The sequence below is a fragment of the Peptococcaceae bacterium genome, from assembly GCA_024655825.1.
In the GTDB taxonomy this organism is placed as follows: Bacteria; Bacillota; Peptococcia; order DRI-13; family PHAD01; genus JANLFJ01.
The window spans coordinates 25356-49196 of the sequence record JANLFJ010000020.1; the positions used below are offsets into that span (position 1 = coordinate 25356).

A 23841-nucleotide genomic window follows, 5' to 3' on the forward strand; every position below is an offset into this window, starting at 1 on the left:
AGAGGGCAGGTGAAAAATGGTCTGCTTTCTTCTTCTTTTTAGATTAAAACAACGGTTTCGATACAAGATATAAGTTATGGAAGCATTTGACGGGGGCCGTATCTGAGGTATAATAAGTCGTAGGCTTGTTGGCCTTATGGATGTTTCGGAGGAATTTATGTGCGCGAAGTGCAAATTGAGTTGAAAAAAAACAAGCCCGACGGGCAGGGGATTTTCACGCCTGCCCAGATGCTGGCCCTTGGTTTTATAGCTGTTATCTTTATTGGGGCGGCACTTTTGTCGCTGCCGTACTCGTCGGCCGACGGAAAGGGTCTGCCGTTCATTGATGCTCTTTTTACATCAACTTCGGCGGTGTGCGTAACAGGCCTGGTTGTTGTGGATACGGGCACGTATTTTTCTGCCTTCGGCCAGCTGGTCATACTTCTGTTGATTGAGATTGGCGGGCTGGGATTTATGACTTTCGCCACACTATTTGCCATTTTATTGGGGAGAAAGATAACGCTCAAGGAAAGGATTCTCCTGCAGGAGGCGCTTAACCAGCTCTCGCTGGAAGGGATTGTTCGCCTGGCCAAGCATGTGATGAAAATTGCCTTTGTAATCCAGGCCACAGGCGCGGTGCTGTTAAGCCTGGCCTGGTGGAAGGAACTGGGACCCGGTCGAGCAGTTTATTACGGTATTTTCCATGCTGTTTCCGCTTTTAATAATGCCGGATTTGACCTGTTTGGAGATTTCCGCAGCCTTGAGGCGTATGCCGGTGATATCATGACAAACCTGGTGGTGGCGGCCTTGATAATTACGGGCGGGCTGGGTTTTGTAGTCCTTGCTGAACTTTACGCCAAACGCAAAAGTAAGCTGTCCCTTCATTCACACCTGGTGATAATCGCTTCGGCTGCCTTAATCATATTCGGTACATTTGCTATCCTGATTCTGGAGTACAGTAACCCTAAAACCCTGGCTTTACTGGAACCTCAGGACAGGGTGCTGGCCTCTTTCTTCCAGGCAGTCACCCCGCGTACGGCGGGATTCAGCACCTTGCCGATCAGCGGAATGAGGGATACCACTCTGCTTGTGCTGATCGTTTACATGTTCATTGGGGCTGCCCCCGGCTCCACGGGGGGCGGGATTAAGGTAACCACCTTTGTTTCGCTAGCGGCATCCGTTGCTGCCAGTTTTAAGGGAAAAGTGGAAGTAGTAATCGGGGAGCGCGCGCTTCCCCCTGTAATTATCCAGAAGGCTGTGGCAGTAGCTTTATCGGCTCTTGTCCTGGTCCTTGTCGTGACAGGAGTGTTGACCATGACGGAAGAAGCGGGTTTTCTTCCCCTCCTCTTTGAAGCTGTTTCGGCGTTCGGGACGGTCGGCCTTTCAACGGGCGTTACACCCCAGCTGACTGCGGCAGGTAAAACTGTCATCATTTTTACCATGTACGCCGGGCGGATAGGCCCGGTAACCTTGGCCTATGCCCTGGCGCAAAAGCGAAAAATTTCGCTTGCCCATATCAAGTACCCTGAAGAAAAGATTCTGATAGGCTAGGAGGAAAGAAGCGCATGCGAAAACAGTTTGCCGTGATTGGCCTGGGCCGTTTTGGGAAGAGTGTGGCCCTAACCCTGAGTGAACTGGGACATGACGTATTGGCCATCGACAATGCAGAAAGCAATATCCAGGAGGTCGCAAATTCGGTAACCCATGCCGTGCAGGCCGACGCTCGCGAGGAAGAGACGCTGCGAGCCCTGGGCATCCGTAATTTCGATGTCGTCATCGTAGCCATAGGCAACGATATTGAGGCCAATATTCTAATTACTCTAATGTTAAAAGAAATGGGGGTCAAGTTTGTGGTCTCCAAGGCCATGAACGCGCTGCACGGCAAGGTATTGGGAAAAATCGGCGCCGATAAAATCGTTTTCCCGGAAAAGGACATGGGAATAAGATTGGCCCACAACCTGGTAACGTTTAACGTCATGGACTATATCGAGCTGGCTCCTGGCTACAGCGTTCTGGAAACAATGACTCCCTCCAGGTTTGTCGGAAAGTCGCTGGGCGAATTGAATTTACGGGCTCGCTACGGGATCAGCGTAATGGCCATAAAGAAAGCCGGAACCGTTGTAATTGCTCCCGGAGCCGGGGCCGTTCTTGAAGAGAAAGACATTTTGATCGTGGTCGGAGAAAATGAAGACCTGGCCAGGCTGCAGGATTAGAGTTTGCGGAGGGTTGAAAAGGAAGGGGTGGTTCTTATTTCCATATTGCTGCTTAGTTTTTTGGCTGGACTGGTTACGGGAGTGGGAGCCCTCATTGCCGTTTTTATTAAAAATCCCTCGAAAAAAGCGCTTTCTTTTTCTTTAGGTTTTGCTTCCGGCATCATGCTGGGCATTTCCACTTTAAGCCTTATTCCGGAAAGCGTGACCGCCGGGGATTTGGCCACCTGCTTTGCCGGGATTGTAGGGGGAGCCGCGTTTTTATGGCTTGTCGACATGCTTCTTCCTCATATTCATAAAACCGAAACCGAGCGCGATATTTATATGAAGCTTGGCAGTTTCATCGCCCTGGGCATTGCTTTTCATAACCTTCCGGAGGGGATCGCTATAGGGGCCAGCAACCAGGTTTCGGCGCAGCTTGGTTTTTACACCGCCTTTTCCATCGGTATCCACAACATTGCCGAAGGGTTAAGTGTTGCCATGCCCCTTTGCCTGGGAAAGATGGACAGGATGAAAATCGTATTTATTACCACTTTGACGGGGCTAGCCACTCTTGGGGGAACGGTTCTTGGCAGCAGCCTGGTTTCCGTTTCCGGCTTTTTCATCTCGGTTTCCTTGGCCTTTGCCGCGGGAGCAATGATATATATCGTCAGCGATGAACTGATTCCTTTAAGCCATCACGCTCATAGTCACTTTGCGAATATTGGAATAGTGCTGGGAATAATTATGGCTTTGGGCGTAAAATAAAAAAGAAGCCCGGTTTATGCCGGGTCTTTTTTGGTTATTCGGAAACGTCGGGGAGAAGGGTTTTTACCACGTTAATGGCGTCCTGGTTAATGGCATAGTATGTGATTTCTGTTCCCGACCTTTTTCCTTCAACTATGCCGTAAGCTTTCAGTTTGCTCAGGTGCTGAGAAATAGTAGACTGGGGCATGGTCAGGCAGCCCTGCATTTTTGTGACGTTGCAGCCCCCGCTGTCGATGAGGTTCTTCACTATGCAGAGACGAATCGGATGAGCAAGGGATTTCAGCAGTTCGGCTTTCGTTTCCAGCAACTTCTTTTGTTTTCCTTTCATGGTCAAAGGCATAATTTCAACCCCTTTGGTTTTTAATACTTTTTTATAAAATTCATGAAATATTCGCTACAGTTATGATAAACCAAATAAATAAATATAGCAATTACTTTTATTGTCTCTGGACGGATAATTATCTTTTTGAGAAAATAATCGTGTAAACGCCAGGCGAGCAAATCGTGGAAAAAGGATCGACAAGGAGGCAAACGCTGTGCTTGAACTGCAAAACGTTTCGTATAACGGCGAAGATGATACCCCGGTTTTGAAGGATATAAACCTGACGCTTCAGGACAGGAAGTTTTACGTTATAACCGGGCCCAACGGGGGGGGCAAATCTTCGCTGGCCAAGGTGATTATGGGGATTTACCAGCCGTCTGCGGGAAGGATTGTCCTGGACGGAGAAGACATTACCGGTCTTGGTGTTACGGAAAGGGCCCGGCGTGGTATCGGCTTTGCTTTCCAGCACCCTCCCCGTTTCAAAGGGATTACGGTAGGCGAACTTCTCCACTTGGCCGGCGGTTCACAGAAGACTGCCGCCGGCTGCAACCAGCTCGTCGATGTGGGCCTGTGCCCCAAGGACTATACCGGCAGAGAAGTAAACGGCAGCCTTTCCGGCGGGGAGTTAAAACGCGTGGAGATCGCTACGCTTTTGGGCAGGAAGCTGAAAATAGCCATCTTTGACGAACCGGAGGCCGGGATAGACCTGTGGAGTTTCGGCCGCCTCACTGAAACCTTCCGCCGGATCCATGCCAGTAACGAGCAGACGACGGTAATAATCTCTCACCAGGAGAGAATACTCGAACTGGCCGACGAGATCATCTTAGTAGCCGAAGGGCAGGTGCAGGAAAGAGGGGAGAAAGAAAAGCTTCTTGCCAGGATCCTGCAAGAGTGCGACTGCAGCAAAAATTGCCTGGAAAGGGCGGTCGGAGCAAATGAATGCCGTTGAGAGAAGAATACTTAAAGAGGTAGCAGGTCTGCACGATATTCCCAGGGGAGCCTATAACATCAGGAAGAACGGGGAGGGGATGGGCCGCGAGTCGACGGCCAATATAGAAATACGGTCCAAGGAGGACAAGCCGGGGATCGACGTTATTATAAAACCGGGCACGAAAGGGGAAAGCGTCCATATCCCCGTCATCATCACGGAAACCGGCCTGGAAGATGTGGTTTACAACACGTTTTACGTGGGCGAAGGTTCCGATGTCCTGATTGTCGCTGGCTGCGGCATCCACAACCCTGGCGCTCGCAAGTCCCAGCACGACGGCATCCATGATTTTATCATCTGCAGGGGGGCAAGGGTGCGCTATGTGGAAAAACATTACGGCGAAGGAGAAGGGACGGGGGGGCGGGTTCTTAACCCCAAAACCGTGGTGGAAATAGAAGAGGGCGGTTATGCGGAATTTGAACTGGTTCAGATCAAAGGCGTCGATTCCACTAAACGCCGCACCGAAGCGGTAATACACAAGAACGGGCATATCGTCATTACGGAAAGGCTGCTGACGCACGGCAATCAGCAGGCGGAATCCGAAATGCTTGTGGAACTGGTAGGCGAGAACTCGGCCGCCCAGATCGTCTCGCGCTCGGTGGCCCAGGAGGAATCAAGCCAGGTCTTTTATCCCCGCATGGCGGGCTTTGCCAAATGCCGGGGCCACGTGCAGTGCGACGCAATCATTATGGACAGGGCCGTGGTGAGGGCCATACCGGAGATCGCGGCCCATCACGCTGATGCCCAGCTGGTCCATGAGGCGGCCATCGGCAAGATCGCCGGCGAGCAGATTATCAAGCTGATGTCTCTCGGCTTGACGGAGAAGGAAGCGGAGGAGACGATCCTGCAAGGGTTTTTAAAATAGCCGCCGGCTGATTCCTGATCGGAGAAGGCAATAAAGCGGGCAATTGGCGGGAGAACTTTTAGGGCTATGACTTCAGTGAAAAATATGCTTATTGGAGGTTAACCATGAAAATCCTGCGGGTAAATATGAGGACAAAGGCAACAATTAAGGAAGAACTGCCCAGGGAATGGGAGTTGTACGGCTGCAGGGGCTTGGTCGCCAAGGTGCTTTTGAAAGAGGTGCCTCCCGCCTGCGAGCCGCTAGGTCCTTTCAACAAACTGGTCTTTGCCAACGGGCCGATGGCCTTCCCCAATGTTTCCAGCGCGGGAAGATTCTCCGCCGGCGGAAAGAGCCCCCTGACCGGCGGCATAAAGGAGGCGAATTCCGGCGGTATCGCTGGTCTCAGGTTGGCCGGGCAGGGCTTCCGGGCCGTGATTATTGAAGACAAGCCGGAAAACCGGGAAGAGCTTTACGTATTGCATATCGGCAGGGACCGGATTCGGCTGGAGAACGCCGCCGAATATAAACTGATGGGGGTTCATGAACTGGCGGAAAAACTGTTCGCCAGGTACGGCAAAGATGTAAGCCTGACGATGATAGGTCCGGCCGGTGAAATGCTGATGTCGTCGGCGGCGATAGTTAATGTGGACAAAGACGGCAATCCCAGCCGATGCTGCGCGCGCGGCGGGCTGGGAGCGGTGATGGGCTCCAAGGGGCTCAAGGCGGTGGTTGTGGAAAACGACGGCGACTTCCGGCAGGAAATAAAAGACCCTAAAAAGTTTAATGAAACTGTGAAGGCATACGCCGAACTGCTGCGGACCAGCCACCAGACGAGCGTAGCCTATACGCTGTACGGAACGGCGGGCCTGATTGCCACCATCAACGAGCTGGGAGGGATGACCTCATATGCGTTCAGGAGCGGCTCCTTCGACAAGGTTGAGGAAATCACCGGAGAGAAGCTCTATGATGTAATAAACGAACGGGGCGGCGAGGGGACGCCGACCCATGCCTGCATGCCGGGATGCCTGATCAGGTCTTCCAACGTTTTCGCCGGCAAGGACGGCAAAAAGAAGGTCGCTTCCTTTGAATATGAAACCATCGCCATGCTCGGTTCCAACCTGGGCATTGGCAATTTCGACGAAATAGCCGAACTGAATTATTTATGCAACGATTACGGGATCGATACCATCGAGATCGGCGCGGCGCTTGGCGTATACATGGACCTGGGATTGGCCAGGTTCGGGGATGCCGCGGCGGCCGCCGGCCTGATCAAAGAGGTGGGGAGCGGCACCCTGCTGGGGAAGGTGCTTGGTGAAGGCGCTGCCGTAACAGCCAGGATTTTCAAGTCGCTGCGGGCGCCGGTCGCCAAAGGTCAGAGCATTGCCGCCCACGAACCGCGTTCCATCAAAGGGATGTCGGTAACTTATGCCACCTCGCCGATGGGTGCGGACCATACGGCAGGGGTGACGACCAGGGCCAAGGTAAACCAGCTCGACCCCAACGGGCAGATGGAACTGTCCCGCAGCACCCAGGTGAGAATGGCGGCTGTTGATACGCTGGGGGTATGCATGTTTGTTACAACTGCTGGGATGAAAGCCCTGCTTTACCTGGTGGAGATGCTAAACGCCGTCTATGGAACGGAGCATACCGTGGAATTCATTAACAAGCTGGGGAAGGATGTTATCCTTACGGAGAGGGAGTTTAATACCAGGGCCGGCTTTAACGGGTATGACGACAGAATGCCGGAGTTTATGATGTATGAAGCCATTCCTCCCCATAACGCCGTTTCCGACATACCCAAGGAGCATTACAAGTTGTTCTGGGATGATGATTATTGGAAAAAATGATGGAATTAAAAGTCAGGGTTCATTCTTCTTTGAACATATGTCTTGACAAGGAGCTCAGGCACGGGTGGTTTGAAATCAAGGTCCCCGACGGGTTGAGCGCTGCCAGCCTGGCAGACGTTTTGCGGCTGCCGGCAAATGAGATCATGTTTGTCGTTGTGAACGGCAGCAAGGCCGACCCCACGCGTGTTTTAAAAGAAGGCGACAGGGTTGAAGTCTTCCCGGTGATCTCGGGCGGGTAAACAATGCCTGCGGCTTTTGACCCTGTTTGCTGATACTGCCAAAAATGCCATAAATTAAGCCGCGGGAAAGCAGAAAACAAGCAGGTTTTTTTGACCCCGGTGTATAATTAAGGTATAGTATTGCGCGCAGGCAGGAGGGGTTGAAATGCTGAAAAGGCTGGCGGCAATAGCGCTGGCGGTTATACTAGTGGTTAGTTTTGCAGCGTGCGGCCAAAAAGGAAACCAGGTCAAGAAAATTGGCGACGTGGAGATCGAGGTGCTCGACCCTGCCGGTTTAAAGAATCAAGAGCTGAAAAAATGGTACGAGGAAAGTTACCGCGTGAGATTCAGTCACAGCGTTAGCTTTGTGGACGGGTATAAGTATGTGCTGGTTTGCGCCGGGGAAATGCCTTCGACTGGTTATTCGGTAGACATTGTCAATGCGCTCCGGGAAAACGGCATGGTGATCTTTTATGCTAGGCTGATACCGCCCAAGGAAGATGAGAAAACTGGGACGGCAGTCTCTTATCCCCACATTTTTTTCAGATTAAAGGAAAAAGAGGAGATAACGGTTCGGGTCGAGCTGGATATGGGCGGAGCGGAAAGAAAGGGAGAGAATTATCCTGACAGGTTCAGCGGCATCAACGGGGTCTATATAGGACTGGCCGATAATAACTTTGTGGAAATCAGCGTGGATAAAAGCGTGAACTTTCCTCAAACCTCTAAGATGACCGTTTTTAAACTATCGGACGAAGTTAGAAAAATGTTTGAAAAGGAAAACCCGGAGTACCAGGAGTTTAAGGAAAACGATCCGGTTAGTTTCGATTGCGTCAGGACCAAAGACGGACAGTGGGAAATAACGAAGATGGTGAATCTTTCCGGTTTCATCCAGCAAGAAGAGGCGTCTGGCGAATATGTGGGACAGATTGACGCCAATTCGGTGGAGATAAAGATACAGGGAGTTCCGCGCGCCTTCAGGTTGTCAGATCCGCTTAGGACATATTTTGAGAGTAACGAAGTTAAAACCGGGACGCCTGTAACAATAAAGTATGTAAAAGAGGGAGAAAGCCTGAAAATCGTTGATTTCAAAGTGGTTCAATAGAGCGGGATAACGGCGGGTGAAAGCGTGAAAAGAATAAAAGCGGCAGCATTGAGAAAAGTGTTGGCGGCAGCAGCGGCAGTTTTGATTAATCTCAGCCTGGTCCCTGTTTCGGAAGCCGTTGAAAGCGGGACAACATTACAGGAGCTGGAAGACTTTGTCTGCGGAAGGAAGAACCTGCCGGAAAAAAGCGTGCTGCTGACTTTTGACGACGGCTACCAGTCCAACTATATCTATGCCTATCCCATTTTAAAGATGTATTCAAATTTGCAAGCCATACGCACGTTTTGCATAATGTTACAGGTAATCAAAAGGTTAGAAAAGGCGACAATCCCTTGAAACTGAAAAGGTATGGTTTATAACCCTTAAACTGTTCCGGGAATACTTGAAGTAAGAGCACAGCCCCTTTATTGACACCTGGGTGTTTTACCTGACGAAAAAACAGGCTGAATGCGCTTGTCTGGCGACAGTGAGCCTGTTTTTTGCCTGTTAACGGGAAGCGGAAACTTAAAGGAAAATGGGAAAACTGCGGATGAAGAAAAGTGTTTAGCAGATGATCTAGAACAAGGTCCTTTTTTATCAGTTGACGGTGAACTTTACCCAGTCAACCAGGTCTTTATAGGTGCGGTCAAGGAAATAAACGTAAGCTGTATAACTGCCGGATGGCATATCGGGCAGGTAGATGTAGTAGGACCTGTATACACCGGCTTTCAGGTCTTCGCTGCGGGGGGACCGGTCAAAGGACTGGTTTGCGGAATACCGCCAGTAATAGCCGCTGCTGCCGAGGACGATCACTTCGTATCTTTGCCCCGTCGGGTATTCCAGCCTGACGGTGTTATTTGTCCGGTTATATACCGACAAAACGATCCTGGGCTGGGTTCCTCCACTGTACCAGGCATTGAATTCAAGTCCGCCAATGGTAATGCCGTTATTTACAGTAAACTGCGCGTAAGCAGCCGGGCTGCTGTTCCCACGGCCGTAGAAGTAAGCGTAAGCGATATATTTGCCGGCCCTGAGCCTGGGTAATTTCGCCTTGAAGGTTTTGGCCTGCCAGGGATAGAGCCATTCGTTCTGTATGGCCTGGGTATAGGTACGGCCGTCTGAATAACGCCACACCTTTTGTCCCTGGTCGTTATAGACAACCAGATCAAACTGTTTGCCGCTCGAATAACTCAGGTAGTACGGCCAAAATGTGTTGTTGGTGACCGTGAAAACAAGTTCGCCGGCGGAGCTGTCGTGCTTCAGGTCATAGGAGAGCCCCCTGTTTTGATAAGCAGGGTAAACATAGGGGTAACCGGGTTTCGTTTGGGCGGCGGCGGGAACGGTGAAAAGGGAAAGAAGAAGGGCGCACAGCAGTATTAGTGCTGCTGCTTTAGCGAATGATTTCATCTGGCGATACCTCCATTGTTTTTGTTTATCAGGCTGCCTTTCTGGCACCTCTTAAAAGAAATAGACTGCTGTTGTTGTAAAAAGTTTCAGGTAATTTGTGGAGGAATGCTATTTTATATTAAGGATAGAAAAAGAGTTGGCCTGTCTGGCCAGCTCTTTTTGGTATGTTTCATTTACATATGATGTTTCCGTTAGAGTCGAAATTTAAGATTACTCTGGAGTTTCAAAAATTTGCTTGAATTCGTTAGTAATATTTTGAGCGGTTCCAATAACCAGTTGAATAAGATTGTCCTTATTGTCGGTATTGACTCTAACCTTAGGAATTGTGACACTAAGCGCTGCCACCACCTTTTGAAACCCGTAAATTGGTGCGGCAACGCAATAAAGGCCAAGCTGGAATTCTTCATCGTCAATAATATAACCTTCCTTTTTAATTTTGCGCAGGTCTTTTATTATGTCCTGCAGGTCTGTTTTTGTATTGGGTGTCATTTTTTTTAAAGTGTAGGGGAACAGGTAGGGCAGTTTATCCTCCGGGAAGTCCGAAATGAGGCACTTGCCTAGGCCCGTACAGTACAGCGGATAACGTGCACCTACCACGAAAGTGGGTCTGAGAAGGTGTTGTGTTTCCACTTTTGCTACGTAGACCAGTTGGTCTTCATCGCGTATGGCGATGTTCACCGTTTCGTCGCACTGTTCATTTAGATAAGTCGTGTGCTTTTTAGCTTTTTCTATCCACAGGGTCATGTGTTTGATGGAATTATCCATTTTCAACAGTTTTAACGCTAGACGATATTTTTTAGTGTTTGGATTTTGATAAATATAGCCCTTGAATTCAAGGGTGTTTATTATTCTTTGTACAGTGCTTTCGGGCATATCAACAAGAGAACTCAATTCTGTGATACCGTATTCTTCCATGTCGCTTTTAAAACAATCAAATACCGTTAAACCTTTCGTCAACGTTTGAATTAAATATTTATTATCATTATATTCCAAACCTATCGACCCCTTACATGTAGAATTAATATCTCCATTTCTCATTATTATACTATGAGTTAAATGGAATATCTAGTGTGATCGTATATTCTTCTCGTCATAAACTATCGATATAAATAAATTTATTAGCCGATATACGAAAAGGCGAAGATTGCACGCTCTATTTATTATTAATTTGGAATAAAGCTGGCTGCTTGCCAACTATATAGTAATATCACGAGAAAATAATACTGATACAAATTAAAAAAAATAATTAAATGAAGAAGGAAATTTCATATATACAGAGAATAACATTATATAAATGGAATACAGCATACCGAAATATGGCACCAACAAGAAAAGCATTAGGGAAACAATTTATAAAATAACAATAGAAGTTGAGATTATTTGAAACAAAAGGCCAGATTAAAACAATTAAGAGTTGCTTAAAACCATGGATGCGTTGTTAAAAATTAATATCAACTCATTGAGTAATAAGAAAATGGAATAAAGTTTTCTAGATATGCATTTACAAAATATGGTGGATTAGATTTGCGGCTTAAAAGAGGGGAAAAACGGGAGGATAAAATATTATGAAATTTATGGGTTTCATGAGAGAAAACGGCACGGTGGGAATTAGGAATCATGTGGCGGTTATACCAGCCATGGGTTGTGCAAACGAAATAGCAGCTGAAATTGCGCGTGGGGTCAAAGGGGCTTTGCCGCTTCTACATGATCATGCTTGTATTAGAATTGGGCAGGACATCGAAAGAGCGGAAAGAATAATAATCGGGCTGGGAACAAATCCAAACGTATTTTCCGTGCTGATGGCTGGTATCGGTTGTGAAAAAAAGGCTGCTGAGGATTTAGGCCATGAAATAAGCAAGTCGAAAAAGCCAGTGGAAGTAGTTACTATAGATGGAACGGGAGACTTTGATCAAACGATTTTAAGGGGACGGGAACTATTATCTGACATGGTTCGCAAAGCATCAGCAGTTGAAAGGGAATTATGTGATGTTGCCTCGCTAACCATGGGGATTAAATGCGGGGGTTCTCATGCCGCGTCAGCGATAGCGGGAAATCCCGCAGCAGGAAAAGCTGCCGATATCCTGACAGCTCATGGAGGTACTGTCATTTTTTCCGAAACAGCAGAAATACTGGGCGCCGAAAAGGTATTGGCGAAGAGAGCGTCATCTCCAGAGGTGGGAGAAAAACTGTTAAAAATGGTGTCTCAACTGGAAGACGAGATAAAAAGAAGCGGGGTTGACATTAGAGGATCCGAGCCTACTCCTGGTAATATCCAGGGAGGACTGACCACCCTAGAGGAAAAATCGCTGGGGGCTATTGTTAAATGTGGAACAGGCCCTCTTCAAGGCGTGGTGGATTATGCAGTGAACCCGGCGGGGAAGGGTCTTTACCTGATGGATGGTTCGGCGTTAACCTCTCAGTTGTTCCTGGGCACTGCTGCCGCAGGAGCACAAATACAGCTGTTCATATTTGGAGGGGGATTACCGGCACGTTTCCGGGGACTGCCGGCATTTCCCTGCGGCTTGAACATTCTGCCCACGATTAAGATTTTAAGCAGTCCAATGGAAAAAACGGAGCTAAAATACTTTGATGTTTATGCGGGGGATATTATTGAGGGCAGTTCTTCCATAGAGGAAGTGGGGAGAAGACTGTTTGACGAAATAATTGCTGTGGCCTCCGGAAAACTGGTAGTTACGGAAATCCGCGGCAGTTATTCCGAACCATTGCATTTTTATGCAACAGGTTTGCTTATGTAATCCCAAATGAAAGGAGCGGAAAGATGAAAAAGGCTATTGTTATGGAGGATATTGACAACGTTGCAACTGCTCTGGAAGCCGTTGCGGCTGGAGAAGTTATTCAGTTGTTATCTAGAAAAAATGAAGACATAGGCCAATTGAAAGCAATTGAATCAATACCATTTGGCTATAAAGTAGCCATAACAGAGATTGCCGGGGATGATTTTGTTATAAAATACGGGGCAAAAATCGGGAAAGCCTTAATAACAATTAAGCAGGGTGAACTTGTTCATGTACATAATGTTGTCAGTATGCGAGTTGTTTTACCAGAAACGGTTAAAAGAGAAGTGCTGGCGGAAATAAACTATAAAAAGATTTAGCGTAAGAAGGGGATGAGCGCATGCTTTTCAAGGGTTATCAAAGGCCTGACGGCAGTGTGGGTGTAAGGAACATAGTCTTGATTATGGCTGTAACTGACTGCGTTGAGGGGGTAGCTAGAAAGATTTCTGAAAAAATCAGAGATTCAGTGGTAGTTACACAGAATCACGGGTGCTTAGTTGTCGGAAATGAACAGGTTATTCATAATATGGTTGGCGTTGCCGAGAACCCCAATGTTGCTGCGGTACTGTTGTTGGGAATGGGTTGTGAAAGCTTACGGCCTGAAATACTTGCCGAACGCATCAGTAAAAGCGGAAAACCAGTGGAAGTTTTAAGCTGCACAAGGGAAGGGGGGACAATAAGACTTATTGAAAAAGGAATTAAGGTTGCTGCCGGCATGAGAGCGGAAGCGGACAAATTAGTCCGTCAAAACGCGGAAGTATCCGAATTGATTGTTGCCGTTAAATGCGGCGGTTCCGACACAAGTTCGGGAATTGCCGCTAATCCAAGCGTGGGCGCCGCGGTTGACCGGTTGGTTGCAGCAGGAGGGAGAGTTATTTTTAGTGAACCTATCGAGGCTATCGGTGGAGAAGAAGAGCTATGTAAAAGAGCGGTCAATAAAAAAGTAGCTGAACAGATCAGGGAATTAGTGCTTTCTGAAGATAAAAGGTTCAATGTACATGGCGCGAAAATGGAATTCATGTGCAAAGGCAACATTCTAGGGGGTCTTACTACTATCGAGGAAAAATCCTTTGGTTCGCTGCATAAAACTGGAAGCGCACAGCTGGCAGGTGTGCTGAGAAATGACCAGTTAATTCTTGAAAAGCCTGGGCAGTCTGGTGTTTATTTACAGGAAGGAACGCATTATGATGCTATGACCGCTGCTCATTTTGTGGCCGCGGGTGCCCAGATAATCGTCTTCACAACCGGGGTGGGCGCGGGTTTTTCAAATATTATTTCGCCGACCATAAGGGTGTGTGGCAATAGCCAAGTGATAGATAAGGTAAGTGCTGATATAGATATTGATGCGAGCAATATTATGAGGGGAAAGGAAAGCATCGAGAAAGTGGGAGAAAGGATCTTCCGCGAGATTATCGAGGTAGCAAGCGGGAAAAAAACAAAAATAGAGGACTATGGTTATTCATCATTTGTGTTTTATAGGAAGGACCCGAGACTGGAATATTATTTGTTTGATTCAAAAAGATAAGGAAGGGAGAAGTTAAAATGAAAAAAACCGTGATTATGTTGTTGGTTTTAGCGCTGATCATGGCCCTGGTGTTGCCGGCTTGTTCGAGCGAGAAGAAGGAACAGGCCCAGGAAGCAAAAGAATCTCCAAAGAATATCAAATTGACCTATGCCAGTTATTTAAAGGAGGACTTTTCAAACAACCTTACCACAAAGTGGTGGATGGATGAGGTTACAAAAAGAACGAACGGTCAAGTGGTTTTCGAAACGTACTACTCAGGAATATTGTTAAAAGGAGAGGAATTGTTGAAGGGTTGTGGGCGCGGACAGGCCGATATAGTCCTTGCTCCTGATTCATATACTGCTGATTTGACGCCTTTGTCCATGGTGCAGGTACTTCCTTTTATGAGCGATAAAATGGATTCCTATATGAATGCCATTTATGAAATGTTTACCACAGAACCACTGCTCTTAGAAGAGTTCAAAAAGAACGGCGTCCATTTTCTGGCGGAAATACCTGTTGCGGCAAATATTCTTGGAGCTAAACAAAACATCGATTCCATGGAAAAGCTTAAAGGTAAAAGGATTAGGTGTATGAATGTTATAGCTGCTGTTATGCAAAAATTGGGTGCCGTGCCTGTTGGTCTGCCGCTCGGCGATGTGTATGACGGTATTTCCAAGGGTGTTATTGACGGCTATTCACTTACCGATTTTACGCTGGCTACAATGAATAAACTCTATGAGGTTGCGCCGTACATGATCGATACGGGAATGGGAGAGTTTGGCGGCATGTGGTTCGTCATCAATGAAAATAAGTGGCAGAGCCTTCCCGAAGATGTAAAAAAGGTTATGACGCAAGTGGCTCAAGAGGCTATTCAAAAACATGTTGCTCTGTATGAAGGCATAGAGTCGCAAAAGGTTGAGGAAGCTTATAAAGGTAAAGCAAAAGTTGTAATATGGAGCGAAATGGAAAAAGAGAAATTGAAGAATACCGTGGCCCAGAAAATTTGGGACGACTGGGCCAAAGACCTGGATAACAAGGGACTTAAAGGAACGTATATCCTTAATAAATGGAAGGAGATTGTAGAAAAGCATAACAAAGAAAGCAAATATGTATCCCCTTACCAAAAATTTGTTGATAAATATGGAGCTGTTAAATAAGGAAGAAAGGAGAACTGTTTTGGCTGATAAAAGCTTTTTTCAAAAGGTATTAGTCTCCTACCGGGTACTCCTCAAGTACTGCGCAGTTCTCACCGGGATTTGTATTATGCTCATGGTTTTTACCATTGTACCTGATACGCTGGGGAGAAAATATTTTGCTCATCCCCTCCAAGGGACTCTTGAATTCAATGAAATGCTGATGGTAATTGTGATTTTCGTGGGTTTAGCCTGGACCCAATCAGAACGAGGACATGTATGTGTTGAAGTGTTTACCTCGAGAATGAAAGCAAAAACTGCAAGGATAGTCGGATGCACAGTGTGGTTTTTATGTTTCTTGTTTTTTGCATTGATAACTGCTGCAAGTGTTGTTGAAGCCTGCCGCTCTATTGCGCTGCAGGAAACAGTATGGGGTATAGCCAAACTGCCTGTCTGGCCGGTTAAAATAATACTTGCCCTTGGCTGTTTTCTCCTCAGTTTTCAGTTTCTTCTTGATGTTATTGCGGATGCTGCTTGCTTAAACGTACAAAAAGGAAAGTGATCACTGCGGTTTTTAAACTAGTGGTTCGTTTGGACAAGCGGGATTACCCCCGCGTGTCCAAACGAACTGAGGGGGCTTTGTCATGGAAATATATGTCGGTGTATTAATGATTGTGCTTCTTTTGGTTTTAATTGCCGTAGGGATGCCTATTGCTCTATCTCTTGGGATATCAGGTGTTCTTTGCTTGCTTGTCGTAAAGGGATGGAACATAACCTGGGGTTTCCTGCAGACGGTGCCTTATAATACCGGTTTTAACTGGGCCTATGTTGTCTTACCGCTGTTTATCCTGATGGGTGAACTGGCTTTTTATGCCGGAATAAGCACAAGCGCTTTTGATATGGCCAACAAGTGGTTTGGCAAAATAAAAGGTGGTCTGGCCATGGCTACTATTGCGGCCTGCGGAATATTTGGAGCCACTTCAGGTTCGAGTATTGCCGCTGCAGCAGCCATGGGAAAAGTTACAATCCCCGAAATGAAAAAATATAACTACAGCATTGAGCTTGCTGCAGGTGCGGTTGCTGCAGGCGGAACCCTTTCAGTGATGATTCCTCCAAGCGGTATACTTGTCATATATGGGCTTATTACGGAAGAGTCAATCGGGAAGCTGCTTATCGCCGGTATTCTGCCGGGTATTCTTTCAATAATGATATACTGCGTGGGCATATCCATCTGGTGCAGGATAAATCCTACGTTGGTGCCACAGCAAGGAGAAAGATTCTCCTGGCGGGAGCGTTTTTCTTCCTTAAGGCAAAGTTACGGAGTCGTAATCATTTTTGGTATTGTGGTCGGCGGGATTTACACCGGGCTGGCTACTCCCAATGAAGCCTCGGCTTTTGGCGCGCTGGCTGCTTTAATACTGCTGTTGATTAACGCCAGTAAAAAATGGAACAGCCTGGGGCAAGCTTTAGCCAGCACATCGAAAGTGACCTGTATGTTTATGCTGATAGTGGTGTGCGCGGCTTTCTTTACTCTAGGTCTAACAGTGACAGGGATACCTAAAGCGTTAACTGATTTTTTAGTGGGGTTAGATATTTCGCCGCGTTTGCTGGTCTTCTTGTTATTGCTGCCCTATATACCCCTGGGGATGTTCTTGGATACCCTTTCCATGATGTTCATAACCTTGCCGGTGATTTTTCCGGTCATAAAAGCTCTGGGTTTTAGCGGCATTTGGTTTGGGATACTGGTGACAAAGTTGATCGAGGTATCGTTGATGACGCCTCCACTTGGACTTAATGTTTACGTAATTAATGGGATAATGCCCGATGTGCCTCTTGGCAAAATATTCAGGGGATGTATTCCTTTCTTACTAATGGACGCTGTTACTCTTGGCTTGCTGTTTTTCATTCCGGAAATATCCACATGGCTGCCCAATACAATGTTAAGCCAATAGATTAAAGATTGGATGTTTGTAATGCAAGGGGGAGAAAGGCAATGAACTATCAACTTGATTTCAGAAATAAAACCGTATTAGTAACCGGCGCGGGAAGAGGGATTGGAAAAAGCATTTCCATTGGTTTCGGTTCGTTGGGTGCACATGTAATACTAGTCAGCCGAACAAGAGATCAGTTGGAGACCGCAGCGCAAGAGGTTGTTGAAGCGGGGGGCAAGGCTGACGTAATAACAGCTGATTTATCGAGCATTGATAACATCAAGGCGATTGTAACCGAGGTTAAGCATAGGTTCAAAAAGCTCGATGTCTTAATTAATAATGCCGGGATTACGAAGAGGATGCCTTCGGAGGATGTTGGCGAAGAAGACTGGGACCGTATTCTAAATACAAATCTGAAAGCCCTGTTCTTTATGTGTTCACGGGTTGCCAAGGAAATTATGATACCACAGGGTTTCGGCAAAATTGTCAACATGGCTTCTGCCGGCGGCATTCAAGGGATCACATATTCTGCGCCTTACTGTGCGACCAAGGGAGGGATAGTCTTACTGACAAAGGTGCTTGGCTGTGAATGGGCAAAATACAATATCCAGGTAAACGCGGTAGGTCCTGCCTATATCAGTACCGAACTTGTCGAGGGTTTTATGACGGAGGAATTTAGGAAAAGAGTGATCAACCGTACGCCAGCCGGGCGTTTGGGCACGCCGGAAGAGGTAGTCGGAGGCTTTTTATTCCTGGCCTCGAATTTAGCGAATTATATTACCGGGCATACACTCTTGATTGACGGTGGTTTAACGTCATTCTTTATATAAAAGAAGATTATTTTTATAGTACTCTAAAGCATCTGATCTGAGCAAAGAATCATAAGGGTCATGAAATGGGGGCTTAAATATGGCGCGGTTGGCAGTGAGCGGTCCAGTAAATTTAGTGGATAAAAAGGCCCTGGTCGTAGGAGGAAGCGGTTCCATAGGAAGCGCAATTTGCAGAGCGCTGGCCAGGGAAGGGGCTCATGTGTTGGTGGCGGATGTTGCTGGGATGGATAAAGTCAAAGCCGAAATAGAAAAACTGGGAAATAAGGTTTTAGAGTATTACTGTGACTTAACCAGAGAAGAAGAGATCAAAACACTCGTGAGTACAATCATCAATGAGCATGATCGCATTGATATCTTAGTCTATGCTGCGGGAATAATGCATCCTACGCATCTTGAAAAAATCACGCTGGAGGAATGGAACCTGGAACTGGCTATTAACCTGACTGGTGCATTTCTACTTGTTCGCAGCGTCTTACCTATAATGAAAAAACAAGGGGGAGGCAAGATAGTTTTTCTAGGGTCTGTTGCCGGTAAAATAGGGGGAATAAAATCAGGCGCCCATTATGTTGTAACAAAGGCTGGCTTACATGCCCTGGCTAAGTGGATAGCCCGCGATGGAGGGCCTTATGGGGTTTACGCCAATAGTGTCGCTCCCGGGCCTGTTGTTAGTAAAATGACAGATGGCCTGGATATCAGCCCCGATTCGTTTCCCCTTGGCCGGCTTGGTAAGCCTGAGGATATTGCGGAGGCAGTGGTATATCTGGCCTCAAATGCATCCAACTGGGTTACTGGAACAGTCTTTGATGTTAACGGTGGGATTTTAATGGAATAGGAGGAGTTGCTGTTGAAAGAAATCAGGATTCACGGCAGAGGCGGCCAGGGTTCGGTTGTAACCGCCGAGCTGTTTGCGATTGCCGCTTTCCAAAGCGGTAAATACAGCCAGGCTTTTCCGTACTTAGGCGGCGGAGGGGAAAGAAGGGGAGCGCCGGTTCAGGCCTTTGCCAGGATTGATCAAAAACCCATCCGGCTGCGCAGTAAAATCCACGAACCGGATTACGTTATTGTTCAAGATATCACTTTGCTTGACGTGGTGGACGTTACCTCCGGACTTAAACCCGAAGGAATGATCATTATCAATACTGAAAAAGAAATAGGAGAGCTGGGATTACCCGGAAAATTGCGTGTTAAAACAGTACCCGCAACCAAGTTGGCCCTTGAAGTGTTGAAACGTCCCATCATGAATACGGCGCTGTTAGGAGCATTTGCTGCTTTTACTGGCGAGTTCAGTATTGAAGCGATAAAGAAGGCCATTATGGAGAAATTTTATGGTACTGTTGCCGAGATGAATGTTCTCGCAGCCGAAAAAGCTTATGAACACGTATGCAGATGTCAAATGAAATAAATGATGGGGGGTTTTTGAACATGGCTGCAGTTGAAAGACTGAACTTGCTGTCTCCCGGGCATCGCGCCTGCCCCGGGTGTGGCGCGGCTATTGCGCTTAGACTGATCCTGAGAGCGCTGGGAAAGGATACTATTGTAGTTTCAGCTACAGGTTGTGTAGAAACTTTTACTTCACCCTTCGGGCAGTCAGCCTGGGAAGTTCCCTGGATGCATTCGCTGTTCGAAAATTCAGCAGCAGTTGCTTCAGGCATAGAAGCTGCTTTAGAGATGTTGGGAGAAAAGAGCACGGTTGCAGTTATCAGCGGTGACGGCGGTACTTTCGATATTGGAATGGGCGCCATGTCGGGAATGTTTGAAAGAAAAAGCAACATTCTATATATCTGTTATGACAATGAGGCCTATATGAACACTGGAGTCCAACGGAGCGGGGCCACGCCCTTTGGAGCCTCAACAACAACCAGCCCTCCCGGGAAGATTTCCTGCGGCAAAATCGAAAATAAAAAAGACCTGCCGGCAATAGCTGTGGCGCATGATGTGGAATATGTGGCAACAGCTTCGATTGCTTATCCCCAGGACCTGATGAACAAAATAATCAAGGGTAAAAAGATGCGTGGGCCGAAATATATACAAGTGCATACACCATGTAATATCGGTTGGGGTTTTGAACCTTCCGAGACCATAGAAATAGCCAGACTGGCTGTAGAAACAGGGATGGTTCCTATTTTTGAAATGGAAAAGGGAAAAAGTATTATGGTCAAAAAAATTGCCAGGAAAAAACCAGTAGAACAGTATTTAAAAAAGCAAAACAGGTTCAAGCATCTTTTCAATGAAAAAGAAAGGGAAGATGTAATAAGAGAACTGCAAAGAATTTGTGACTATAACATCAGTCGGTACGGTATTTAAGTCTTGTTTATGATAGTTGAGACAAATGGAGGTATTAAAATGCTGCCTTTAGGAGCCGTGTGTAAGGCCGGAGGGGCTCGCAGCAATAAAACCGGCAGTTGGAGAGATTTCAGGCCGAATGTCACGGAGATATGTAACGGTTGTGGAATTTGTGAACTGTTTTGTCCTGACAGCTGTATTTCGATAGAGGAAAATAAATGCGTGATTAATTATGATTATTGTAAAGGCTGTGGCATATGCAACAAGGAATGCCCGAGAGGGGCGATAAAAATGCAGGAAGAGAGGAAATAGCGTGAGTAAAATATCTGTTATGGAAGGCTCAATTGCTGTTGCCCAGGCAGTCAAGGCTTGCAGGCCCAAAGTGGTTTCCGCTTACCCTATTAGCCCTCAGACTCATATTGTTGAAGAACTGGCAAAAATGGTGGCTGATGATGAATTAAAAGCAAAGTATATACGGGCAGATTCGGAATTTTCGGCGGCTTCGGTCGTTTACGGTTCAAGTGCAACAGGCGTTCGTTCCTATACGGCTTCTTCGTCGCAAGGGTTACTGCTCATGACCGAGGTTCTTTATGCTATGGCGGGAACTAGGCTGCCGGTTGTCCTGACAGGTGTTAACAGGACAGTTTCAGCGCCCATTACAATCCAGCCGGACCATCAGGATACTATGTCTCTAAGGGATACCGGAGTTATCCAGTTGTACGTTGAGAACAGCCAGGAGGCTTATGCCACGCATATCCAGGCGTTCAAGATTGCCGAGGACCATGATGTTTTATTACCGGTCATGGTCTGCATGGATGGCTGGATCCTGACCCATTCTTATGAACCTATCAAAATTGAGGACCAAGAACGTATTGATTCTTATTTGCCGGATTATGATCCAGTTTACCGGCTTGATACGAAAAACCCCTTAACGTACGGCTCTTATGCTGATGATGAAGTGCCCGAATTCAGATTGATGATGCATTTTGCCATGGAAAGAGCTAAAAAGAAGATCAAGGCAGCGGCTGAAGAATATAAAGAGGTTTTCGGTGATTATTTTGGCGATCTCATCGAGGAGTATTGCTGCCATGACGCGGAGATAATTCTCGCGGCAATGGGCTCGGTGGTAGGTACGATAAAGGAAGCCGTCGATTTGCTGCGAGAAGATGGAATAAAAGTGGGACTGCTGAAAGTAAGAGCATACCGTCCTTTCCCTGGGGAAGAAATTATTGCCGCTGTAAAGCAGGCAAAAGTTGTAGTCGTACTGGATAAAAGCATTTCGGTCGGTCAGGGCGGGCAGCTGGCTACCGATATAAAGGCGGGTTTTGCCAGTAAAGCAGCGCCAATGGTCCTAAGTTGTATTGCTGGTATGGGCGGCAGGGAGGTAAGGATAGAGACCATAAAAAATATTGTCGGTATAGCGCAAAAAGCGCTGGAAAAGGGAAATGTGCCGGATATAGAGTTTATAGATTTGAAAGAACAATATTTACGTTAAGAATATTACGAGGAGGCTAGATGATGGATAAGATTTATAACGTTTTAAAGGAAATGAGTAAGGACAATTTTCAGAAACTATATGACCGCGGTTTTGAAGCAGAGAAGATTTATTTCAACTGCGGTCAGTGCGTACTAGTGCCATTTGTCGAATATCTTGGGTTTGATGAGGTTCTGTTTAAAGCAGGTTCAGGGATGGCTGCAGGGATAGGGCAAATGGGGGATGCTTGCGGGGCGTATACAGGCGGAGCACTTCTCTTAGGCGTTCTTTTTGGCAGGTCTTACCGGGACCTGGAGGGCGATATTGAGACTGGAAAAGCCAAATTCCGCAATGCTTGCAGGCTGGTGCGGGAATTTAGAGAAAAATTCGTGAACGAATACAAGGGGATTAACTGCAGGGAGGTTCAAACGACAATATTTGGCAGGTCCTATAATCTTTTGGACATGGACAAGGATTTTCCCGCTTTTGAAGCGGCCGGCGGTCACACGACGAAATGTACGGATGTTATTGGGAAAACAACAAGGATGATTGCGGAAGTTATGCTTAAAGAATTGGAAAAACAGCATAACGCTAATTGAATTACAGGGTTGTTATATAAAAGTGCAGTTGTTGGAATACACCGGCCTTGTGAAAGGGGAGATAAAAGAGAATGATGACAGGAAGGGAATATATTGAGAGTTTAAAGGAGTTAAAACCTCGTGTCTATTATCAAGGGGTATTGATAAACAGCGTGGTCGGTCATCCCGCGATTCAACCCCATATTAATTCGGCTGCAGTTACTTACGACGCAGCTAATGAACCAGCCTTTGAGGACCTGGGCGTGACGATATCGCATATTACAGGAAAAAGAATTAACCGGTTTACACATATTCATCAGACGCCCGACGATCTGGTAAAAAAAGTAAAATTATTGCGAATGATCGGCCAAAATACGGGTTCCTGCTTCCAGCGGTGTGTAGGGTTTGATGCTTTAAATGCGCTTTATTCCACTACTTATGATATGGATTGTAAACTGGCGACTATTTATCATAAACGGTTCTTGGAATACCTGGTGAACGTCCAAGAAAAAGACTTGATGATTGCGGGGGCTATGACTGATCCGAAAGGCGACAGGAGCTTGAGACCTGGACAGCAGGCTGATCCGGACCTTTTCGTTCGGGTGGTCGATAAAAACGATCAAGGCATAGTTATACGGGGAGCCAAGTGTCATATGACGGGAATGGTGAATTCCCATGAAATGCTGATTATGCCAACGACAGCATTGACTGAAGAAGATAAGGATTATGCAGTTTCCTGCGCTGTGCCGGTGGATGCCCCCGGTGTCCTCCACATCTTTGGCCGCCAGACCAATGACGACAGGAAGTTGGATAGTATTGATCAGGGCAACTTTAAATTCGGTGCTGTGGGGGGCGAATGCTTGACGGTTCTTGAAGATGTATTCGTACCATGGGAAAAGGTGTTTATGTGTGGTGAATACCAGTTTGCCGGAATCCTGGTGGAACGGTTTGCATCCTTTCATCGCCAAAACTACGGCGCCTGCAAGGTAGGTCTAAGTGATGTCATCATCGGCGCTTCCGCCTTACTGGCTGAATACAACGGCGTAGCTAAGGCGGCCCACATAAAGGACAAAATAATCGAGATGATTCAGCTCAGTGAAACTCTTTACTGCTGTTCTCTAGCCTGTTCGGGAGAAGGAAGAAAACTTCCGTCGGGCGCCTGCTATGTAGATCCTTTGCTGGCAAATGTGGTTAAGCAGAATATTACAAGGTATATTTATGAAATTTGCCGATTGAGTCATGACATTGCCGGTGGATTTATCGCCACACTGCCCTCGGAGAAAGACTTGCGGCATCCTGAGCTTGGAAAATATGTGGAGAAATACTTCAAAGGAGTTGCAGGTGTACCGGCAGAAAAGCGCTATCGCCTAGCCAGGCTTGTAGAGAATATGACTGGGGGCACAGCCCTGGTGGAAAGTATGCATGGAGCGGGTTCCCCGCAAGCGCAGCGTGTAATGCTGGCCCGCCAGGCAAACCTTGAGCATAAAAAGCAGTTGGCCAAAAAACTGGTCGATATAGAAGAATGAGATGGCAGTTATTGGCGTAAAATACTGCGGCAACTGTAATCCTCGGATAGATGGTCCGGAATTGGTGGAGAAACTGAAAAAAATGATGCCGGGTTCAGTCTTTTCTTTTTACGATTCTCCGGGATATGAAGTGCTGCTAAT

Annotated in this window: 26 protein-coding genes; 23 read left to right on the forward strand and 3 right to left on the reverse strand. The window is 46.9% G+C overall.

The features are described from left to right. The first annotated feature begins 159 nt into the window (after nucleotides 1-159). From NUV48_09140 to NUV48_09150, 3 genes are read left to right on the forward strand one after another with little or no spacing between them, the layout of a single operon-like run. Nucleotides 160-1530: a TrkH family potassium uptake protein gene (locus NUV48_09140; protein MCR4442300.1), complete on the forward strand. Its 1371-nt coding sequence runs from the start codon at nucleotides 160-162 to the stop codon at nucleotides 1528-1530. Between the two features lie 14 nt (nucleotides 1531-1544). Continuing rightward, on the forward strand, nucleotides 1545-2192 hold the full coding sequence (locus NUV48_09145; GenBank protein ID MCR4442301.1) for a TrkA family potassium uptake protein: 648 nt from the start codon (nucleotides 1545-1547) through the stop codon (nucleotides 2190-2192). A gap of 3 nt (nucleotides 2193-2195) precedes the next feature. Further along, complete coding sequence (locus NUV48_09150) at nucleotides 2196-2936, forward strand: ZIP family metal transporter (GenBank protein MCR4442302.1); 741 nt, start codon at nucleotides 2196-2198, stop codon at nucleotides 2934-2936. Nucleotides 2937-2970: 34 nt separating this feature from the next. On the opposite strand, the gene NUV48_09155 is transcribed toward NUV48_09150, so the two are convergent. Beyond that, entirely contained in the window at nucleotides 2971-3276 is a 306-nt protein-coding gene (locus NUV48_09155) for a metalloregulator ArsR/SmtB family transcription factor (GenBank protein MCR4442303.1), read from the reverse strand. Nucleotides 3277-3472: 196 nt separating this feature from the next. On the opposite strand from NUV48_09155, the gene NUV48_09160 reads away from it, so the two are divergent. From NUV48_09160 to NUV48_09185, 6 genes are all read left to right on the forward strand, one after another. After that, nucleotides 3473-4207, forward strand: coding sequence for an ATP-binding cassette domain-containing protein (locus NUV48_09160; protein ID MCR4442304.1), 735 nt, complete (start codon nucleotides 3473-3475; stop codon nucleotides 4205-4207). Then, nucleotides 4194-5111, forward strand: coding sequence for a SufD family Fe-S cluster assembly protein (locus tag NUV48_09165; protein ID MCR4442305.1), 918 nt, complete (start codon nucleotides 4194-4196; stop codon nucleotides 5109-5111). Before NUV48_09160 ends, NUV48_09165 begins: the two co-directional genes overlap by 14 nt. A 104-nt stretch (nucleotides 5112-5215) precedes the next feature. Beyond that, entirely contained in the window at nucleotides 5216-6937 is a 1722-nt protein-coding gene (locus NUV48_09170) for an aldehyde ferredoxin oxidoreductase (GenBank protein MCR4442306.1), read from the forward strand. Beyond that, the gene (locus NUV48_09175; GenBank protein ID MCR4442307.1) at nucleotides 6934-7176 is read left to right on the forward strand and encodes a MoaD/ThiS family protein; all 243 of its coding nucleotides are present in this window, start codon (nucleotides 6934-6936) and stop codon (nucleotides 7174-7176) included. Before NUV48_09170 ends, NUV48_09175 begins: the two co-directional genes overlap by 4 nt. A 145-nt stretch (nucleotides 7177-7321) precedes the next feature. Then, nucleotides 7322-8257 carry a protease complex subunit PrcB family protein gene (locus NUV48_09180; GenBank protein ID MCR4442308.1) on the forward strand — a complete coding sequence of 312 codons (936 nt, stop codon included), beginning with the start codon at nucleotides 7322-7324 and terminating at the stop codon, nucleotides 8255-8257. Between the two features lie 24 nt (nucleotides 8258-8281). Next, nucleotides 8282-8593 (forward strand): polysaccharide deacetylase family protein, encoded by a 312-nt coding sequence (locus tag NUV48_09185; protein ID MCR4442309.1) that lies wholly within the window; start codon nucleotides 8282-8284, stop codon nucleotides 8591-8593. A gap of 240 nt (nucleotides 8594-8833) precedes the next feature. On the opposite strand, the gene NUV48_09190 is transcribed toward NUV48_09185, so the two are convergent. Next, nucleotides 8834-9643: a BsuPI-related putative proteinase inhibitor gene (locus NUV48_09190; protein MCR4442310.1), complete on the reverse strand. Its 810-nt coding sequence runs from the start codon at nucleotides 9641-9643 to the stop codon at nucleotides 8834-8836. 210 nt (nucleotides 9644-9853) lie between these two features. After that, entirely contained in the window at nucleotides 9854-10636 is a 783-nt protein-coding gene (locus NUV48_09195; protein ID MCR4442311.1) for an IclR family transcriptional regulator, read from the reverse strand. A gap of 572 nt (nucleotides 10637-11208) precedes the next feature. Here NUV48_09195 and NUV48_09200 point away from each other — a divergent pair. The 14 genes from NUV48_09200 to NUV48_09265 all read left to right on the forward strand — a co-directional run bounded on the left by NUV48_09200 (nucleotide 11209) and on the right by NUV48_09265 (nucleotide 23700). Beyond that, nucleotides 11209-12399, forward strand: a complete 1191-nt coding sequence (locus NUV48_09200; protein ID MCR4442312.1) for a UxaA family hydrolase — start codon at nucleotides 11209-11211, stop codon at nucleotides 12397-12399. Between the two features lie 23 nt (nucleotides 12400-12422). Further along, nucleotides 12423-12758, forward strand: a complete 336-nt coding sequence (locus NUV48_09205; protein ID MCR4442313.1) for a UxaA family hydrolase — start codon at nucleotides 12423-12425, stop codon at nucleotides 12756-12758. A 20-nt stretch (nucleotides 12759-12778) separates the two neighbouring features. Next, the gene (locus NUV48_09210; protein MCR4442314.1) at nucleotides 12779-13963 is read left to right on the forward strand and encodes a UxaA family hydrolase; all 1185 of its coding nucleotides are present in this window, start codon (nucleotides 12779-12781) and stop codon (nucleotides 13961-13963) included. 17 nt (nucleotides 13964-13980) lie between these two features. Then, nucleotides 13981-15102, forward strand: a complete 1122-nt coding sequence (gene dctP / locus NUV48_09215) for a TRAP transporter substrate-binding protein DctP (GenBank protein ID MCR4442315.1) — start codon at nucleotides 13981-13983, stop codon at nucleotides 15100-15102. A 106-nt stretch (nucleotides 15103-15208) separates the two neighbouring features. Continuing rightward, complete coding sequence (locus NUV48_09220; protein ID MCR4442316.1) at nucleotides 15209-15640, forward strand: TRAP transporter small permease; 432 nt, start codon at nucleotides 15209-15211, stop codon at nucleotides 15638-15640. A gap of 82 nt (nucleotides 15641-15722) precedes the next feature. Then, a complete protein-coding gene (locus tag NUV48_09225) occupies nucleotides 15723-17030 on the forward strand; it encodes a TRAP transporter large permease subunit (GenBank protein MCR4442317.1) in 1308 nt (435 codons plus the stop codon). A gap of 41 nt (nucleotides 17031-17071) precedes the next feature. Beyond that, nucleotides 17072-17839 carry a glucose 1-dehydrogenase gene (locus NUV48_09230; protein ID MCR4442318.1) on the forward strand — a complete coding sequence of 256 codons (768 nt, stop codon included), beginning with the start codon at nucleotides 17072-17074 and terminating at the stop codon, nucleotides 17837-17839. Between the two features lie 94 nt (nucleotides 17840-17933). Continuing rightward, the gene (locus NUV48_09235) at nucleotides 17934-18671 is read left to right on the forward strand and encodes an SDR family oxidoreductase (protein ID MCR4442319.1); all 738 of its coding nucleotides are present in this window, start codon (nucleotides 17934-17936) and stop codon (nucleotides 18669-18671) included. Between the two features lie 12 nt (nucleotides 18672-18683). Beyond that, entirely contained in the window at nucleotides 18684-19241 is a 558-nt protein-coding gene (locus NUV48_09240) for a pyruvate ferredoxin oxidoreductase subunit gamma (protein ID MCR4442320.1), read from the forward strand. A gap of 20 nt (nucleotides 19242-19261) precedes the next feature. Continuing rightward, nucleotides 19262-20143 (forward strand): thiamine pyrophosphate-dependent enzyme, encoded by an 882-nt coding sequence (locus tag NUV48_09245; protein ID MCR4442321.1) that lies wholly within the window; start codon nucleotides 19262-19264, stop codon nucleotides 20141-20143. A 39-nt stretch (nucleotides 20144-20182) separates the two neighbouring features. Then, complete coding sequence (locus tag NUV48_09250; GenBank protein ID MCR4442322.1) at nucleotides 20183-20434, forward strand: 4Fe-4S binding protein; 252 nt, start codon at nucleotides 20183-20185, stop codon at nucleotides 20432-20434. A 1-nt stretch (nucleotide 20435) separates the two neighbouring features. Further along, entirely contained in the window at nucleotides 20436-21617 is a 1182-nt protein-coding gene (gene porA / locus NUV48_09255) for a pyruvate ferredoxin oxidoreductase (GenBank protein ID MCR4442323.1), read from the forward strand. A gap of 20 nt (nucleotides 21618-21637) precedes the next feature. Then, nucleotides 21638-22195, forward strand: a complete 558-nt coding sequence (locus NUV48_09260; protein MCR4442324.1) for a C-GCAxxG-C-C family protein — start codon at nucleotides 21638-21640, stop codon at nucleotides 22193-22195. 71 nt (nucleotides 22196-22266) lie between these two features. Then, entirely contained in the window at nucleotides 22267-23700 is a 1434-nt protein-coding gene (locus NUV48_09265; GenBank protein MCR4442325.1) for a 4-hydroxyphenylacetate 3-hydroxylase family protein, read from the forward strand. Nucleotides 23701-23841: the final 141 nt, after the last annotated feature.